This is a genomic window from Nocardia sputi (assembly GCF_023501985.1).
This window is the reverse complement of the sequence record NZ_JAMFLC010000007.1, coordinates 171,484-191,296: the sequence shown is the minus strand read 5'-3', so window position 1 is coordinate 191,296 and position 19,813 is coordinate 171,484. Positions and strand designations below refer to the sequence as shown.

4 protein-coding genes are annotated in these 19,813 nt (G+C 68.6%); all 4 read left to right on the top strand.

Annotation, left to right across the window (positions count from 1 at the left end):
* Positions 1-23: 23 nt before the first annotated feature.
* Positions 24-935, top strand: a complete 912-nt coding sequence (locus M8859_RS12585; RefSeq protein WP_159928245.1) for a manganese catalase — start codon at positions 24-26, stop codon at positions 933-935.
* Between the two features lie 1,013 nt (positions 936-1,948).
* On the top strand, positions 1,949-2,563 hold the full coding sequence (locus tag M8859_RS12580) for a hypothetical protein (protein WP_195070616.1): 615 nt from the start codon (positions 1,949-1,951) through the stop codon (positions 2,561-2,563).
* A gap of 117 nt (positions 2,564-2,680) precedes the next feature.
* On the top strand, positions 2,681-3,781 hold the full coding sequence (locus tag M8859_RS12575) for a magnesium and cobalt transport protein CorA (protein WP_223516449.1): 1,101 nt from the start codon (positions 2,681-2,683) through the stop codon (positions 3,779-3,781).
* Between the two features lie 262 nt (positions 3,782-4,043).
* Complete coding sequence (locus tag M8859_RS12570; protein ID WP_249644243.1) at positions 4,044-19,580, top strand: non-ribosomal peptide synthetase; 15,537 nt, start codon at positions 4,044-4,046, stop codon at positions 19,578-19,580.
* Positions 19,581-19,813: the final 233 nt, after the last annotated feature.

Genomic DNA, 19,813 nt, shown 5'->3' with positions numbered 1-19,813 from the left:
CGTTCGTCGTCTTGGAGGCGTAGATGTTCCGTCATACCGATTACCTGCAGTTCGACGTGAAGCCCGAAAAGCCCGACCCCGTGTACGCGCGGAAGCTCCAGGAACTCGTCGGCGGAGCATTCGGGGAGATGACCGTCACCATGCAGTACCTGTTCCAGGGGTGGAACTGCCGGATGCCCGGCAAGTACAAGGACATGATCATGGACGTCGCCACCGAGGAGATCGGGCACGTCGAGATGATCGCCACGATGATCGCGCGGTTGCTCGAGGGAGCCCCCGCCACCCGCGCCACCCAGGAAGCCGCGGCCGATCCGGTCGTCGCCGCCGTGCTGGGCGGCATGGATCCGCAGCAGGCGATCGTCTCCGGCGGCGGGGCCTCGCTGTCGGACAGCAACGGCGTGCCGTGGAACGGCAGATACATCGTGGCCAGCGGCAATCTCTTGGCGGACTTCCGCGCCAATGTGGCCGCCGAGGCGCACGGACGACTCCAGACCGCGCGCCTGTACAACATGACCGACGACCCCGGCGTCAAGGACATGCTGCGGTTCAACCTCGCCCGTGACACCTACCACCAGAATCTCTGGCTCGCGGCGATCGAACAGCTGAAGGAAGACGGCTTGGAGGGCACGGTCACGCCGAACGCGCTGTTCGACGAAGAACACTCCGAGCACGCGACGAGCCTGTGGCACCTGTCCGACGGCACCCAGTCCGACCAGGGCCGGTGGGCGACCGGCGTCGCCCCCGACGGCGTGCACCAGAACGGCTTCCTCGCCGACCCGCAGCCGCTGGGCGACAAGGCCTCCGCCCCGCCGCCGGACCCGAAGCTCTACGCCACCTACGACGGCTCCCAGGGCGAGCCGCGCTCGGCGGCATTCGGTACCGAGGCGGGACTGATCGGCAAGGTGAAAGACGCCCTCGACCCGGACAAGCCCTGACCTGGTGATCCGGTCACCGGTGCGCCGGCGTCACCCGTTCGACGAGAGCGTGGTCGGATGCCGGCGCACCGGCGTGAGTACACCCGTAACCGCAGCGCCGATTGTGAATTACGCAGGGAACCGATGGTTTTCATGGGATCCGGGCTCGGGCTCGAGTAGTCCGAGGCGAAGTCGGGCGCTGGCATGCGCTATCCGGCATTGCGAATGTAGCTTTGTCGAGCAGTTCGGCGTGACTTGCACGCCGCTGAGATCCTCGGCGAGTGCGAAATTGACCGCACCACCGGAATTTTCATGATTTTTACAATCGCCGACAACATCGGACCCGACGCACTAGGGACTCCGCCAGCGCGTCAGGCGTCGTGCCCGACCGTGCGGGAGTATTCGAACCCGGTGCGAAGTTCACTGTCTTCACACCCGCCGAATAACTGAGACTCCGCGTCCTTCGGTGTGCGAGATGATCCGCGTTCCGGCTGACGCAGGCGCCTGAGCGATCGCCGGCACCCGACAGACCCGCTCATTTCCACCGCAAGGTTCATTCCTGGTCGCCGCCGGTGACCGCCGTCACCCGATCAGCATGCGGTCGCCGAATCGGTCCCGGCTGCCCTGGGACTCCCGGTCCCGTACGACGAAGGCATCGCCCCCGCAACTCGCCCTGCGGGTTGGGCACGCAGTCGCGCCAGGAATTACGAGTCGTCTCAGTGGAGCATCTCGACGGGTCGGAAAGTTCATACACGATTTACCTGGCCGTCGCGCCGCCATCAACGCGTGGCTTTTTTCGTGAGGACGCACGAAGGGCTGGATTCACGCATTCCCAGCAGTGGCGATAAACTCCGATTCGGACAATCAGCCGGTCTTAGACTGAGCCAATGGTGCAGCCGACGCCGTGGCGAGGGAACACTCCTCGAAATGGCCGGGGAAAGATCGTCAGTAATGCCACGGCGCGAGGGCCGAGGGCGTATCAGGTTGCGCTGCGCGGATATTGGGGCTATGCCTGGGCCGCAATCGGCAGCCTGGTGACACTCGCATTACTGTTCCAGCCGTGGATCACCGCGTCCGGCGCGGATGGCAGCGTCCGCGCGAATGCGTTCGGCCGCATGCAAATTACAACGGTGTTTCTCAATGTCTGGTCACGATCCAATCCGCGCGCCCCGCAGATCACCGGCTTCTGGGCACTGCTCGCCAGCGCGGCGATCGTCGTCACCGTCTTGGCCGTGGTGATCAATCTGCGGTTCCGCATCGAGGCGCTCACACGGCTGGCGACGATGTCCACGCTGGCCACAACCGTGTTCGTGCTCATCACGGCCCTCTATGTCAACAGCAAGGGCGGCCAGCTGAAGTCCATGGTCTCCCGCACCTCGGATCTGGGTGGTCAGGTCGGATCGTTGCTCAATTGGGCGTTCAACAACGGCAAGCTCGCGGTGCCGGGCTTCGGTCAGCACGCGTACGCCTCGGCGAGCCTCACGCCGTGGGCGTTCCTGGCCATCGCGGTGTCGATCGGATCGACCGTGGCGGCAGTCACCCAGTGGATGCGCAGCGGCTCGACGAACCTCTTCCGCATGCCCGTGCACATCCATTTCAGTAAGACACCACCCCCGTCTTCGGAAGCGGGCGACACCGACGGACCATGAACCGGCCCGCAGGCGTCCGCCTCCGGCGAGCCGCGCATCGACTGTCGATCCCCCATACCGAGCAGATCGCGACCCCGGCGAGCGCCCCCGGGTTCCGGTGGGTTCTAGGCTCGTGCGGTGGTTAACAAGTCTGGCCGGGACGCGGCTGCCGACGCGGTCGTGTCGTTGAAGCGAATTCCGGTGCCGGTGGCGCGGGCGGTCGTGGACTGCGGGGTCTACCGGGACGGGCACCGGGAACCGGGCCGGTTCACCCCGGCCCAAGCGCTGGCCGCCGTCCGCGACACCGCCACCGGCGCCGCGGGTGACGGCGCCGCCGGTGAGGGTGGCGGATTCGTGTGGCTGGGGTTGCACGAACCCGATGCCGGGCAGATGGCCGAGGTCGCCGCCTTGTTCGGGTTGCATCCGCTGGCCGTGGAGGACGCGGTGGTGGGGCATCAGCGCCCGAAACTGGAACGCTACGACCAGACCCTGGTACTGGGATTGCGCACGGTAGCCTACGTCGAGCACGACATGCACGCCGTCAGCGAGATCGTGCAGACCGGGGAAATCCTGATCTTCTGCGGCCCCGACTTCGTCGTCGCGGTGCGCCACGGCGCCCACTCCGGACTACGAGAGGTCCGCGCCGAACTCGAGACCGACCCCGCCCGGCTGGCGCTGGGACCGGCCGCGGTGCTGCACGCGATCACCGACCACGTCGTCGACGCCTACCTCGAGGTCACCGCGCAAGTCGAAGCCGACGTCGAGGAAATGGAAGAAGAGGTCTTCACCCCCCGCTCCCGGCTCACCATCGAAGCCATCTACCAGCTCAAGCGCGAGGTCGTCGAACTACGGCGAGCGATCACCCCGCTGGCAGTCCCGCTGCAGGCTTTGACCAAGCCCGACTCCGGGCTCGGCAAGGAAGTACGCCGCTACCTGCGCGACGTCGCCGATCACCACGCCACCGCCGCCGAACGCGTCCACGACTTCGACGACGCCCTCTCCGCCCTGATCACCGCTTCCCTGGCGCGGATCGCGGTGCGCCAGAACACCGACATGCGCAAGATCTCCGCTCTCGTCGCCCTGGCCGCGGTCCCCACCATGATCGCGGGCATCTACGGCATGAACTTCGACCACATGCCCGAACTGCGCCAACCCTGGGGCTACCCCGCGGTCCTCATCCTCATGGTCGTCGCCTGCAGCTGGCTGGCCCTGCTGTTCCGCCGCAACGGCTGGCTCTGACCAGGGCCGTGACCGACGGCCGACCGGCGTAGCCAGGAGTTGGCCCGGCGACAACACCACCGAGGAGCCGGCGCGGCTGACGTTGCTCGGCGTGCGGTCGATCCAGCGGCACCGATGGCTTCCCAATGACGGCAGGTCGATCCACTCGTCGTTCGCTAAGGTCCGACCGCACGCTCCGGTCATGGGTTCGAGCATTCGAGGCCTTGCTTGCTGCTTCATTGCCGGGGCGCATTTTGCTCGATGTAGAGAGTGACCCCACCGCATGACCGCAACACGCCGTTCCGCACGTCGCGTCCACCATTCCCGATCACGCAATCGCCTGTTCCCGCAATTGCTGACGGCGGCGGTCGATACGGCGTTCGACGCGGTCGCGCTTCGGTTCAATCCGAGCGGGGACCCGGTTGATCAGCGCCAGCTGACCTACCGAGAGCTGGACGAGGAGTCTTCGCGGCTCGCTCGCTACCTGATCGAGTTCGGGGCGGGGCCGGGTGACGTCGTAGCGGTAGCTCTGACGCGGTCGGTGGAGTCGGTGCTGGCGGTGTGGGCGGTGGCGAAGACGGGCGCGGCCTACCTGCCGGTCGACCCGGGTCATCCAGCGGAGCGTGTTTCGCACATGCTCGCGGATTCCGGCGCCGTGCTGGGTGTGACCGTCGCGGCGGACCGGGCTGGGCTACCGGTTGGTGCTGTTGAGTGGGTCGAACTCGATGCCGCCGTACACAGGGAGCGAATCGCCGCCGAGCCGGCGCATTCGATTTCCTATCTGGACCGACTGCGGCCGTTGACCGAGCAGCATGTGGCGTACGTCATCTACACCTCCGGGTCGACGGGCAGGCCGAAGGGGGTCGCGGTCACTCATGCCGGTCTGGCGGGTCTGGTTCAGCACGAGGTCACCGCACGGCAAGTGACGCGGGGATCGCGGGTGACGCACTTGTGTTCTCCCAGTTTCGATTTCTCGGTGGTCGAGATACTGCTGGCGTTCTCGGCGGGCGCGACGCTGGTGGTGGCGCCGCCGACGGTGTTCGGGGGTGTGGAGCTGGCCGACCTGCTGCGGCGGGAGCGGGTTACGCATCTGTGCATCACCCCGGCGGCGTTGGAATCGCTGGACCCGGCGGGGCTCGACGACCTTCGCGCGATCTTGTGTGGCGGTGAGCGGGTCGGTGGCGAACTGGTCGCGAGGTGGGCGCAGCGCCGGGCGTTCCATATCTTGTACGGCCCGACCGAGACCACGGTCGTCGCGACCGGCACCGCGGCGCTCGCCGTGGACGACTCGCCGCATATCGGCACGCCGGTCCCAGGGCTGGGCGCGCATGTCCTCGATGCGCGATTACGTCTGGTGCCGCCGGGAGTGGTCGGTGAGTTGTATCTGTCCGGACCCGCACTGGCCGAAGGTTATCTGCGGCGTCCCGGGTTGACCGCGCAACGATTCGTGGCCAACCCGTTCACCGCGGCAGCCGGCGGCCGTATGTACCGCACGGGTGATCTGGTGCGGCGCACCACGGCGGGGATGCTGGAATATCACGGCCGAGTGGACTTCCAGGTCAAGATCCGCGGCTTGCGGATCGAGCCGGGCGAGATCGACACCGCGTTGACCGCGCATCCGGACGTCGACTATGCGGTCACGCTCGGGATGACACTGCCCTCGGGGGCGCAAACGCTGGTGTCTTATGTGCTGCCGCGCCATGTGTCCGCGGAGAATCCGGCCGGTGGCCGGGTCGGGGTGGACACCACCGACCTCCTCGAATTCGTCGCACGAACGCTGCCCGTGTACATGATCCCGGGTGCGATCACGGTGCTCGACGATCTGCCGCTCACCCCCGTCGGCAAACTCGATCGCGCCGCATTACCGCAACCGGTGCTCGCCGCACGGCAATTCCGGGCGCCCACCACAGCGACCGAGCGGTTGGTCGCCGAAACCTTCACCGCCGTGCTGCTGCCGCAGGGCGGTGACCATGCCGGCCGGGTCGGCGTCGACGACGACTTCTTCGAACTCGGTGGCAACTCGCTGCTGGCCACGCAGGCCGCGGCGCGTATCGGTGCGGAGTTGGGTGTGCGGGTACCGGTCACGTTGCTGTTCGAGGCCTCGGCGGTGGCGAAACTGGCCGAACGGCTCACCGAGCTGACCGAACGGTCCGATTCGGCGCCGCGGCCGATGCCGCGACCCGAGCGGGTGCCGTTGTCCTATGCGCAGCAGCGGATGTGGTTTCTCAACCGGTTCGACCCGGCGAGTGCGACCGACAACATCCCGCTTGTGGTGCGTCTGCGTGGGCGGCTGCATGTCGCTGCTCTGCGGGCGGCGATCGATGATCTGGTCGAGCGGCACGAGGTGCTGCGTACCAGCTACCCGGAGCACGACGGTTCCGGTAGCCAACGGGTGCATGCGATTTCGGACCCGCTGGCGGTCCGGGAGCTGACGGTGTGGGAGATCGGCGAGGCCGAGATACCCCAGAACACGCTGTCGGCGATAAGCGAAAGCTTCGATGTGACGGTGGCGCCGCCGCTGCGGGTGCGGCTGTTGCGACTGAACGACAGCGACCACGTGCTGGTGTGCGTGGTCCATCACATCGCGGGCGATGGTTCCTCGATGGGGCCGCTGACCCGCGACCTGATGACCGCCTATGCTGCCCGGGCGGCCGGCGCGGCCCCAGGCTGGGCGGCGCTGCCGCTGCAGTACGCGGACTACACGCTGTGGCAGCGGGAGATGCTCGGGGACGAGACAGACCCGGATTCGATCCTCGCCCGCCAGATCGGGTATTGGCGCCAGCGGCTGGCCGACCTGCCCGAGCGGCTGGATCTGCCCGCGGACCGGCCACGCCCCGCGGTGTTCTCCGGGCGCGGCGCGAGCTACGAGTTCACGATCGACGCGCCCACGCACGCGGCGCTGATCCGCCTCGCGCGCCGGTATGACGCCACGCTGTTCATGGTCGCGCACGCCGCCTTCGCGGTGCTGCTGGCACGGTTGTCGAACACGCGTGACATCACCGTCGGCACGCCGGTGGCCGGTCGCGGTGACGCCGCGGTGTCCGACTTGATCGGCATGTTCGTCAACACCTTGGTCTTGCGCACCGAGATCGACCCCGGCCGCGGCTTCGCCGACCTGCTCGAGCAGGTGCGCGGCGACGACATCGAAGCGTTCGGGCATGCCGAGGTGCCGTTCGAACGTCTGGTGGAGTTGCTGGATCCGGTGCGGTCGAGCGCGCATCACCCGCTGTTCCAAGTGATGCTCACCTTCCACAATTTCGCGCCCTCGACGCTGGAACTGCCCGCGCTGACGGTTTCGGCGGTGGACGTGCCGGTGCCGGTGGCGAAGTTCGATCTCGAGCTGACCATGCTGCCGCGCGAAGACAACCGCACCCCGCTGGGGATCGCGGCGGGGTTCACCTACTGCACGGACCTGTTCGACGAAGCCACCGTCGCCGGATTCGCCCGGCGATACCGCGCGATCCTCGCCGCCGTGGCCGAGTCGGCGGATCGTGTGGTGGGAGACATCGAGCTGCTCGACGCGGAGGAACGCACCACGATCCTGCGCGACTGGAACGACACGCGCTATCCGATCACCCCTGGGCCGTTGCTCGACGGATACCGGCGCGCTGTCGCGCGGCACGCCGATGCGGTGGCCATCGCGGACGCGAAGCAGGAGTTGACCTATCGCGAGTTCGATGAGCGGGTCAACCAGCTCGCGCGAGTGCTCATCGGCCACGGTGTCGGCTCGGAATCGCTGGTGGGACTGGCGGTTCGGCGTTCGGTGGATCTGGTCGTCGGCATGTACGCGATCCTCACCGCGGGTGGGGCGTTCGTGCCGGTCGACCCCGATCACCCCGCCGAACGCATCGGACACGTCCTCGACACCGCCGAACCGGTGTGCGTACTCAGCAGCACCACCGATGCGGTGCCGATACCGCCGCACATGCCGGTGCTGTGTCTGGACACCGTCCGGACCGAACTGCTGCCGGGCACGGCGGTCGATGCCGGTGAACTGCTGCGCCCCGTCCTTCCCCAGCACCCGGCGTACGTCATCTTCACCTCCGGCTCCACCGGACGGCCGAAAGGCGTGATGGTCTCGCATCAGGCGATCGACAACCAGATCGCGTGGATGCTCGCCCACTATCCGATGGGCCCGGGAGATGCGTACCTGCAGAAGACCGCGACGACCTTCGACGTCTCGTTGTGGGGTTACCTCATGCCGCTGCGGTCGGGCGCGAAACTCGTCGTCGCCGATCACGACGGACACCGCGACCCGGCATATCTCGCCGAAACCATTGGCGCGGAGAGGGTCACTGTCACCGACTTCGTGCCCTCCATGCTCACGGAGTTCGCCGCGCACCTGCCCGCCGGATCCCTGCCCACGCTGCGGGAGGTGCTCGTGATCGGCGAAGCCCTGCCACCGCGAACCGTGCACGCGGTCGGCGCGGTCACCGGCGCACGGGTGCACAACCTCTACGGTCCCACCGAGGCCGCGGTCTCGGTCACGTCCTGGCCCGCGGGCGCCGCCGAGGAACCGGCGGTGCCGATCGGCACACCCCAATGGAACACGCAGGTCTACGTGCTGGACGCGCGACTGCGACCGGTGCCCGCCGGCGTGCCCGGCGAGCTGTATCTCGCCGGAGAGCAGCTCGCCCGCGGCTACGTCGGCCAGTCCGCGCAGACCGCCACCCGGTTCGTCGCCAACCCCTTCCGGGCCGCAAGCAGGATGTACCGCACCGGCGACCTGGTCGTGTGGCGCGCACCGAACGCGGGCCGTTCACAACGACTGGAATATCTGGCCCGCACCGACTCCCAAGTCAAATTCCGCGGCCAGCGCATCGAGCTCGGCGAGATCGAGACCGCCCTCCTCGCGCAACCGTCGGTCAGCCAGGCGGTCGCGGCGGTGGTGGCAGCGCCTCTGGGCGACCGGTTGGTGGCCTACGCCGTCCCCCGACCGGGCGAGGTCATCGACCAGGGAAACCTGCTCGCGGCGGTCGCCGCGGTGCTGCCCGCGTACATGATTCCCTCCGCGGTGGTCGCTTTGGCGGAGCTGCCGCTGAACACCAGCGGCAAACTCGATCGCAGGGCACTACCGGAACCCGTATTCGAGGCCGAGGAGTTCCGTGCCCCCCGCACGCCTGTCGAGCAGGCGATCGCTCAGGTGTTCGCCGATCTGCTCGGCGTCGACCGGGCGGGTCTCGACGACGATTTCTTCGCGCTCGGCGGCAACTCGCTGCTGGCCACCCGAGCCGTCGCGCGCGTCAACGAAGCTTTGAACGCGCGGGTCACGGTGCGTGATTTGTTCGAGGCGACCCGGGTTTCCGCTCTCGCCGCCCGGGTCGCCGCTCACGGCGCGCCCGCCCGGCCCGCGCTCGTTCGTTCGGTTCGACCGGAGCGGGTCCCGCTCTCCCTCGCGCAGCAGCGGATGTGGTTGCTCAACCGTATCGATCCGGATTCCCCCGCCTACAACATGCCCTTCGCCCTGCGGCTGACCGGCGCCCTCGACCAGCCCGCACTGCATCAGGCGGTGGTCGACGTGCTGGTGCGGCACGAGGCGCTGCGCACCCGCTACCCAGCCGACCCGGAGGGGCTGCCGTACCAGGAGATCCTGCCGGTCGACGCCGTACTCCCGGATGGACTGGTAGTCGAGTTCGGCGCCACCGGCGTCGCGGACATGGTGACCGGATTGATGTCCACCGGATTCGACGTGACGGCGTCCGCGCCGATTCGGCTGCGGCTGTTCAGCTCCGGCGACGAACATCTGCTGGTCTTGGTGGTGCACCACATCTCGGCCGACGGGTCGTCTCTCGTCCCGCTCGCCCGCGATCTGGCCACCGCCTACCTCGCCCGCACCGGCGGCGGCGCGCCGTCATGGTCGCCATTGCCGGTGCAATACGCCGACTTCGCCCTGTGGCAGCACGCCGTGATCGGCTCCGACAGCGATCCGTCTTCGGTTGCCGCGGCGCAGTTGTCGTACTGGCGCGAGCAGCTGGCCGGGCTCTCCGGGCCGCTGGAGCTGCCCACCGACCGCCCCCGTCCCGGCACGCCGTCGACGCGTGGCGCGGCGACGGCGGTCACCATCCCGGCACAGGTGCATGAACGGCTGGCCGGGATCGCGCGCGAGCACAACGCGAGCCTGTTCATGGTGGTCCACGCGGCTCTCGCCGCACTGCTGGCACGCCTGTCCGGCGGCACCGACATCGTCATCGGAACCCCCATCGCCGGACGCGGCGAACGAGCACTCGACGACCTCGTCGGGATGTTCGTCAACACCCTCGCGCTGCGCGTCGTGGCCGATCACGCGGCAACCTTCTACGACCTCGTCGAACGCTCCCGCGAAGCGGCTCTTTCGGCCTTCGGCAACGCGGACATCCCCTTCGAGCGGGTGGCGGAAGAAGTCGCTCCCGCCCGCAGCGCTGTGGCCGATCCGCTCATCCAGGTGATGCTGTCGTTCCAGAACATCGAGCAACCCACCTTGCAGCTGCCCGATCTGACCGTCACCGCACTGGACACCGGAGAGGTCACCGCCAAATTCGACTTGCAAGTGCTCATCGAACCCCGGCACGCCGCCCACGGAATCGGCGAGATGGACGTCGTATTCGCTTACGCCACCGATATTTACGAGGAATCGACCATCCGCTCCTTCCTTACCCGATTCGCGCGCATCCTGAGTGCGGCGGCGGAGGAACCGTCGACGGCGGTATGGGACATCGACATCCTCGAGCCGGAAGAGGCCCGGCGCGCGGTGTCCGGGGGCCCTGCGACAGTGCCACCGAACCGGGTCGAGCCCGCTGCCGTCGCGCTGCTGCCGGACCTGCTGACCGCCGCCGCGGAGGAGAACCCCGACGGTGTCGCGGTGATCTTCGCCGACGGCTCCCAAACGCATGCCCAACTGGATTACGTCGAACTCGACGAGCAGTCCACACGATTGGCGCGGGCGTTGATCGCGCGCGGCATCGGGCCCGAAGATCTCGTGGCCGTGGGCATTCCGCGGTCACCGGAGTCGGTGCTCGCGGTATGGGCCGTGGCGAAGACCGGTGCGGGTTTCGTCCCGGTCGACCCGAACTATCCGCGCGAGCGGGTGACGCACATGGTGTCGGACGCGCGCCCGGTACTCGGCCTGACCGTCGGCGCGGTGCGCGGCGACCTACCCGACGAGCGGGTGGAGTGGCTGGTCATCGACAGCGCCGAGTTCACGCGCGGACTCGGGGAACAGAGCACCGACCCGGTGACCGACCGGGACCGGACGCGACCGCTCCGTCCGGAGCACCCCGCCTACGTCATCTACACCTCCGGCTCCACGGGCACACCGAAGGGTGTGGTGGTCACCCACACCGGGCTGCCCAGCTTCTGCGCGGAGCAGCGCCAGCGTTATCGCGTGACAAGCGCTTCGCGCACACTGCATTTCGCCTCGCCGTCCTTCGACGCATCGGTGCTGGAGTTGCTGCTGGCCGTCGGGGGCGCGGCGACCATGGTGGTGGTCGCACCGACCGTCTACGGCGGCGACGATCTGACCGCGGTGCTGCGCCGTGAACGGGTGACCCACGCCTTCGTCACGCCCGCGGCGTTGGCATCGATGGATCCGGCCGGACCGGACCGGCTGCGGGTGGTGATCGCCGGTGGCGAGGCCTGCCCGCCGGAGCTGGTGCGACGCTGGGTGCAGCCGATCTCCGGCAGGCGGACCCGCGAGTTCTACAACGGCTACGGGCCGACCGAGACCACGATCATGACCAATATCAGCGATCCGCTGTCGCCCGACGAACCGGTGACGATCGGCGGGCCGATCCGGGGCATGCGCGCGCTGGTGCTCGACGGCAGGCTGCGCCCGGTCCCCGACGGCGTCGCCGGCGAACTGTATCTCGCTGGCGGCCAGCTCGCGCGCGGCTACCACGACCGCTTCGCGCTCACCGCGGCCCGGTTCGTCGCCGACCCTTACGGTCCGCCCGGCGCGCGGCTGTACCGGACCGGCGATGTCGTGCGCCGTCGCCGAACCGGCGAGCAGACCGTCCTGGATTACGTCGGCCGCAACGACTTCCAGGTGAAGGTCCGCGGTTTCCGGATCGAGCTCGGAGAGATCGATGCCGTGCTGTCCCGCCGTCCGGACATCGATTTCGCGGTCACGGTCGGGCGGGAAACCGATGCCGGTGCGACCATCCTCGTGTCCTACGTGCTGCCCGCGCCGGACGCGTCCATCGACACCGGTGCACTCGTCGACGAAGTGGGGCGCACACTGCCCGCCCACATGGTGCCGACGGCCGTCGTCGTACTCGACGAGATCCCGTTGACTCCGGTCGGCAAGCTGGACCGGCGCGCGCTGCCGGAGCCGCGGCTGCCCAACGCCCCGTTCCGGCCGCCGTCGGGGCCGCTCGAACAGGCCGTCGCCGACGTGTTCGCCGACCTGCTGCGCACCACCCGGCGACTCGGCGCCGACGACGATTTCTTCCGCCTCGGCGGCAACTCGCTGCTCGCCACCCAGGCCGCGGCCCGGCTCGGCACGGTGCTGGAGGCCCAGGTGCCGGTTCGGATGCTGTTCGAGGCGTCGACCGTCGCTGCCCTGGCCGCCCGGCTGGCCGGGTACGCGGGCTCCGGCGGGCGGCGACCGCTCACCGCCCACCGGCGGCCCGAGCATGTTCCGCTGTCCTCGGCGCAGCAACGGATGTGGTTCCTCAACCAGTTCGACACCCGATCGGCGGCCTACAACGTTCCGATGGCGGTGCGGCTGACGGGAGCGCTCGATGTGGACGCGTTGCGCGCCGCCATCGTGGACGTGGTCACCAGGCACGAAATCCTCCGCACCGTCTACCCGCAGACCGCGCACGGGCCCACGCAAGTGATCCTCGCACCGGAGCGAGCCACGCCGCGGTTCGAGGTTCGCACGGTGGCGGCTGGTGACGTGGAAGCCGTTGTCGGCGACTTCCTTTCGAGCACCTTCGACGTAACCGTGGAAGTTCCCGTCGCGGTGGCGCTGTTCCGTGTCGCCGAGGTGGACCGACCCGGCCCCACCGAGCACGTGCTCGCCTTGGTGGTGCACCACATCAGCGCCGACGGCTTCTCCCTGCGTCCGTTGACCACAGACCTGATGGTCGCCTACGGCGCACGCGCGGCGGGTGCGGCGCCGAACTGGACGCCGCTGCCCGTGCAATATGCCGACTACAGCATCTGGCAGCACGAACTCCTCGGTTCGGAAAGCGACGCGGACTCCCTGGCCGCCGAGCAGATCGCCTACTGGCGTCACGCCCTGGCCGGCCTGCCCGATCAGCTGGATCTGCCCACCGACCGGCCGCGTCCGGCCGTGCAGTCCTTCGCCGGCGGCAAGGTGGCGGTCCACGTCGACGCGGCAACCCATCAGGCCCTCGCCGACCTGGCCCACGACCACGGCGCGACGCTGTTCATGGTGGTGCACACCGCCTTCGCGGTGCTGCTGTCCCGGCTGGGTCGGACCGACGACGTCGCCATCGGTACCCCGATCGCGGGCCGTGGTGAAGCCGTGCTGGACGACCTCATCGGCATGTTCGTCAACACTCTGGTCTTTCGCACCCGGATCGACGGCGGTGAACCGTTCACCGAACTGCTGGCTCGGCAACGCGATACCGACATTCAGGCGTTCGCCCACGGCGATGTGCCGTTCGAGCGGCTGGTCGAAGTGCTCGATCCGGTTCGCTCCACCGCCCGCCACCCGCTGTTCCAAGTGGGTTTCTCATTCCAGAACCTGTCCGAGGCCATCCTCGAGCTGCCGGGTCTGACGGTTTCCGCCGTGGATCCGGACACCGGTCTGTCGCAATTCGACCTGCACCTGATCGTCACCGACACCTATGCCGAGTCCGGCGCCGCGGCCGGTATCCACGGCTTCCTGACCTACGCCGCCGACCTCTTCGACGCCTCGACAGCGCGTGACATCGTCGCGCGACTGTCGCGGGTGCTGGAGACGGTCGCGCGTACTCCGAAGACCGCGGTCGCCGAGATCGACATCCTCGACGAGGCGGAGCGCGCGGAGATCCTGTGGCGGCGCAACACCACCCAGCGGCCGGTCGACGCCTCGGCGACACTGGTTTCGCTGTTCGACGCCACCGTGGCGAATTCGCCGGATGCCGTCGCCTTGGTCGCCGACGCGCCGGAAGGCGCCACCGAGCTGACCTATGCCGAACTGGATGCGCGCGCCAATCGACTCGCGCGGTATCTCATCTCGCGAGGCGTCGGTCCGGAGCACCGGGTGGCGCTCGCGTTGCCGCGGTCGGTGGACCTGGTCGTGGCGATGTACGCGACGGCCAAGTCGGGCGCCGCGTACGTGCCGGTGGACCCGGATCAGCCCGCCGAACGCGTCCGCTATGTCCTGGAGGCGGCCGACCCGGTCTGTGTGCTGGCCGGAACACGATTCGACACGGATGTCGCGCCGGTGCTGCGCCTGCCCGAACTCGATCTCGCCGGACTCGACGCGACATCGGTCTCCGATGCCGAGCGCATCATCCCGCTGCGACCGGAGCACTTGGCGTACGTGATCTTCACCTCGGGCTCCACCGGTCGTCCGAAGGGCGTCGCGGTGCCGCACGCCGCGATCGCCAATCAATTGCAGTGGAAGATCCTGGAGTTCGGCCTCGACGCCGCCGACGCGATACTGCTGAAGACCGCGGCGACGTTCGACCTGTCGGTGTGGGAATTCTGGTCGGCGGCGGCCTGCGGCGGGCGGCTGGTCATCGCCGCACCCGACGGACACCGCGATCCGGCCTATCTCGCCGATCTGGTGGCCAGGGAATGGGTGACCACCCTGCACGCCGTGCCGTCGATGCTGGAGGCTCTGCTCACGGTCGGGCTACCCGATTCGCTGTGGCGGGTACTGGCCATCGGTGAGGCGCTGCCCGCCGGACTCGCGCAGCGGTTGCGCCGGGAACATCCGCGCACCGAACTGTTCAATCTGTACGGGCCGACCGAGGCGGCGGTCTCGATCACCAGCCACCGGGTCGTCACGAGCGACGAGGCGAGCGTGCCCATCGGCGTCCCGGAGTGGAACAACCGGGTGTACGTGCTCGATGATCGTCTCCAACCGGTGCCCGACGGTGTCGTGGGCGAACTGTATCTGGCGGGTTCGCAATTGGCGCGCGGCTATCGCGGACAGGCGACGGTGACCGCGGAGCGGTTCATCGCCGACCCCTTCGGCACCGGTGAGCGCATGTATCGCACCGGCGACCTGGCCGTGTGGAATCGCGACGGCGTCTTGGAATACCGGGGCCGCAGCGACTTCCAGGTCAAGATCCGTGGCTTCCGCGTCGAACCCGGAGAGATCGAGACCACCCTGCGCGGCCTCCCCGAGATCGGACAGGCGGTGGTGACCGCGTGGACCGACGCTCAGGCCGGTGACCGCCTGGTCGCCTATCTGGTGCCGTCGGAGGCCTCGGCGAAACTCGACCCCGCCCGGGTGCGGACGATGCTCGCCGCCCTGCTGCCGTCGTACATGGTGCCGTCGGCGTTCGTCGTGCTGGACGGGTTGCCGCTCACCGTCAACGGCAAACTCGACCGATCCGCCCTTCCCGCACCGGAGGTCGCGCCCGCGGTCTACCGGGCGCCGTCCACGCCGATCGAGGAGATCGTCGCCGGTATCTACGGTGACGTGCTCGGCGTCGACCAGGTGGGGGCCGAGGACGACTTCTTCGCCCTCGGCGGCAATTCGCTGCTGGCCACACAGGTCGCGGCCCGGCTCGGCGCCGCACTGGGGACATCGGTCCCGGTGCGCGCCCTGTTCGAGGCGTCCACGGTGGCCGGGCTGGCCTCGCGGTCCGAACGCCACGCGGGAGCAGTGGGCCGTCGTACGCCGGCGGCAGGCCCACGATCGGAACAGATTCCGCTGTCGCTCGCCCAGCAACGAATGTGGTTGCTCAACCAGTTCGACACCGCCTCCGCCGTCGACAACATCCCGGTCGCCGTCCGGCTCGTCGGCCGGCTCGACCCGGCTGCCCTCGGGCAAGCCGTCCTCGATGTCGTGGGCCGCCACGAGACGTTGCGTACGGTCTACCCGCAGACTCCCGCGGGTCCGGTGCAGCGGGTGCTCGAAGCCTCCGACGTTCCGCTCGATCTGCTGCCCGTGCGGATCAGCCCGGATGAACTCGCCGAGCGAGTCCACGCGGTCGTCCGGAGAGGTTTCGACGTCACCGTCGAACTCCCGTTGCGCGCCGCGCTGCTGCGGTTGTCCGAGGAGGAACACGTCCTGGTCTTCGTCGCCCATCACATCAGCGCCGACGGATGGTCGATGGGGCCGCTGACCCGGGACGTGATGCTCGCCTACACCGCGCGCGTGGCTGGGGTCGCGCCCGACTGGGCGCCGCTCCCGCTCCAATACGCGGATTACGGTCTGTGGCAACGCGACGTGCTCGGCTCGGAGGACGACCCGGACAGCCCCCTTTGCGAGCAGATCGGATTCTGGCGCTCGGCGCTGGCGGGACTGCCCGACGAACTGCCGCTACCGACCGACCGTCCCCGGCCCCCGGTGCAGACCTTCGCCGGTCGCCGCGTCGACTTCACGGTCGACGCCGAGCTGTATCGGCAGTTGCGGTCCCTGGCCAGGGACCAGAACGTGACGCTGTTCATGGTCGTGCACGCGGCCTTCGCGGTCCTGCTCGCGCGGCTGTCCGGCACAGACGATGTCGTGGTCGGCACGCCGGTGGCGGGACGCGGCGAGCCCGAGTTCGACGACTTGATCGGCATGTTCGTCAACACTCTCGTGCTGCGCACGCAGGTGCCGGGCGAATCGTCCTTCGCGGAACTGCTCGCCCGGACCAGAAGGACGGACCTGCGGGCATTCGCCCACGCGGACCTGCCCTTCGAACGCCTGGTGGAACTGCTCAACCCGCAACGCTCGACCGCCAGACACCCGCTGTTCCAGGTGTCGCTGAGCTTCGACAATCTGCCCGAACAGCGATTCGACCTGCCCGAAATGCGTTTGGAGCAAGTCGACTTCGAGGTCGGCACCGCGAAGTTCGATCTGTCGCTCAGCCTCCGGGAGAACACCGCGGCGCTGCATGCCGACTCCGGCCACGACGTAGGACTGTACGCGGAATTCTCCTTCGCCAGCGACCTCTTCGACGACGAGACCGTAGCGCGCTTCGCGGAGCGCTTCGGTCGCATCCTGGCGGCGGTGGCCGCCGATCCCACCGTGCCGGTGGGCGACATCGATCTGCTCAGCGCGTCCGAACGCGCGATCCTGCTCGGCGAGGACGCGGCGGCCCGCGTCGCGGCGCCCGCTGCGACGCTGCCGGAGCTGGTCGGCGAGCAGGCGCGGCGGCGACCCGATGCCACCGCCATCCGATTCGACCAGGCCACGGTGAGCTTCGATGCGTTGCACCGGCACGCGAATCGGATCGCCCGCGCGTTGATCGCGGCGGGTGCGGGGCCGGAATCCGTTGTCGCTGTCGCTGTGGCACGGACGGAGGAACTGCCGGCCGCGTTGCTCGGCGTGCTGGCGGCAGGTGCGGCCTACCTGCCGATCGATCTCACCTACCCGGCGCAGCGGCTGGCGTTCGTGCTGGACGATGCGACGCCGGTGTGCGTACTGACCACAGCCGCGCAACGATCCGGCCTGCCGGACAACGACCTTCCGGTCGTGCTGCTGGAGCGGGCGGAAGGGTTCCCGGATGATCCGGTCACGGACGCCGAGCGCGCGGCGCCGCTGCGGCCGGACCATCTCGCCTACGTCATCTATACCTCCGGTTCCACGGGTGTGCCGAAGGGCGTCGGTGTCACACACCGCAACGCGGTGGAGTTGTTCACCACCACCCGGCCGTTGTTCGGGTTCGACGAGCACGACGTGTGGACGTTGTTCCATTCCTTCGCGTTCGACTTCTCGGTGTGGGAGTTGTGGTGCGCGCTGGCGACCGGAGGCAGCGTCGTGATCGTCGACTACGCCACCTCGCGTGCCCCGGAAGCGTTTCGGGAGCTGCTGATTCGCGAGCAGGTGACGGTGTTGAACCAGACACCCTCGGCGTTCTACCAGCTCGTGGACACCGACCGGGACGCCGCGACCGGCGGGTCGGCGCTGCGCTATGTGATCTTCGGCGGCGAGGCACTGGATCTGCGGCAGCTGCGGCGCTGGTACGAACGCCACCCCGGCAACGCGCCGCGGCTGGTCAACATGTACGGCATCACCGAGACCACCGTGCACGTGTCGTTCCTGCCGATCGGCGAAGACTTGATCGACAGTCCGGCTGCCCTCGTCGGCCGTGCCCTGCCCGGCCTCGACACCTATGTGCTCGATCAGCGGCTGCATCCGGTGCCGCGGGGAACCTCCGGAGAAATCTATGTCGCCGGTGGTCAGGTGTCGCGGGGTTATCTGGGTCGGTCCGGCCTGACGGCGACCCGGTTCGTGGCGAACCCGTTCGGGCCACCCGGTTCGCGGATGTACCGATCGGGCGATCTCGCCCGCTGGGTGGGGTCCGGACTGGCCTATACGGGGCGTGGCGACCAGCAGGTGCAGCTGCGCGGGTTCCGGATCGAACTCGGAGAGATCGAGACGGCGCTGCTGCGGTGCGAGGGGGTGAGTCAGGCTGTCGCGGCGGTGCGGACCGACCCCGTGCTGGGGGATCAGCTGGTCGGATACGTTCTGCCCGAGGCGGGCGCGCGCCTCGACCCGGCCGACCTCCGCACCCGGGTCACCGAATTCCTGACCGCTTTCATGGTGCCCGCCGCGATCGTGGTGCTCGATACCATCCCGTTGACGGACAACGGAAAGCTCGACCGTCGTGCGCTGCCCGCCCCCGCGTTCCGTGCGCGGGTATACCGCGCGCCCGCCACGCCGGTGGAGCAATCCGTGGCGGGCGCCTTCGCCGAGGTGCTGGGCCTCGACCGATTCGGTATGGACGACAACTTCTTCGAGCACGGCGGCAACTCGCTGATCGCCGCGAAGCTCACCGCGCGGCTGTCGACCGTGCTGGGCACGAAGGTGCCGGTGATGCGGGTGTTCACGACGCCGACGCCCAGCGGATTGGTCGCCGACCTCGCCCGTCGCGCCGCCGGCAGCCTGGAAACGGAGGCGGCGTTCGACATGCTGCTGCCGTTGCGTCCCGCGGGCTCGGCCGCGCCGCTGTTCTGCGTGCACCCGGTCTCCGGCATCTCCTGGTCCTACGCGGGACTGGCCGCCTACCTGGACCCCGAACGACCCATCTACGGGTTGCAGACTCCGGTGCTGGCCACCGCCGCCGCGATGCCGGATTCGATCGAGGAATGGGCGACCCGCTACGTCGAGTTGATTCGATCGGTGCAACCGCACGGGCCTTATCACTTGCTGGGGTGGTCCTTCGGCGGCGTCCTCGCGCACGAGATCGCGGTGCAATTGCAGCGCGGTGGCGAGCGGGTCGCGCTGCTGGCGGTGATGGACAGTTACATGGCCGATCCGCCCGGCACCGTGGTCACCGACGCCGGGCAGGTACCGGTCGCCGAACTCATCGGCGGCCTGCTCGGTGAAGCCGCGGGGGATCTCGGCGCCGCCTCGGACATGGATTGGGCCGCTCTCCCGCAGCGATTGACGCAGCTGCCCGAACCGTTCGCCTCCTTCGGCTCCGACCGAGTGGGCCGAATACTCGACGCCGCCGTGCAATCCGTGATGCTGCGCAGTGCGTACCACCCGCCGATCTACCACGGCGACGTCCTCTATTTCACCGCCGCCCTGGACGACCCGACAGGTCGCGTCGGAGCGACGATTTGGGGTGACATCGTCGACGGGGCCGTACACAACCACGCGGTTTCCACCACGCACTGGCAGATGACCACCGCGAGGGGATTGGCCCAGATCGCCGACGTCCTGACAAAGGCATGGCAGGAGGGCCGGATTCGTCGGGGTTACGAGGAGTCTTCGTAAGCGTACCGGTGACGTATGCATACGAACATCGGTGCGGCGAGGTGGCTCGCGGACGGTGTAGCCGTTGGGCTTCACCGTCGCGTGTGCCCGGCAACTACCCTGTTCTCGACAGAGCTACCGGAACGCAGTTGCCACCGCAGCCGAGTCGCCGAAGGGTATCGGACGGCCGATCACTCGAAGCCCCAGCGGATTCGATGACCGAGCGCCGCCCGTATCCCCTGGACACCACGCCC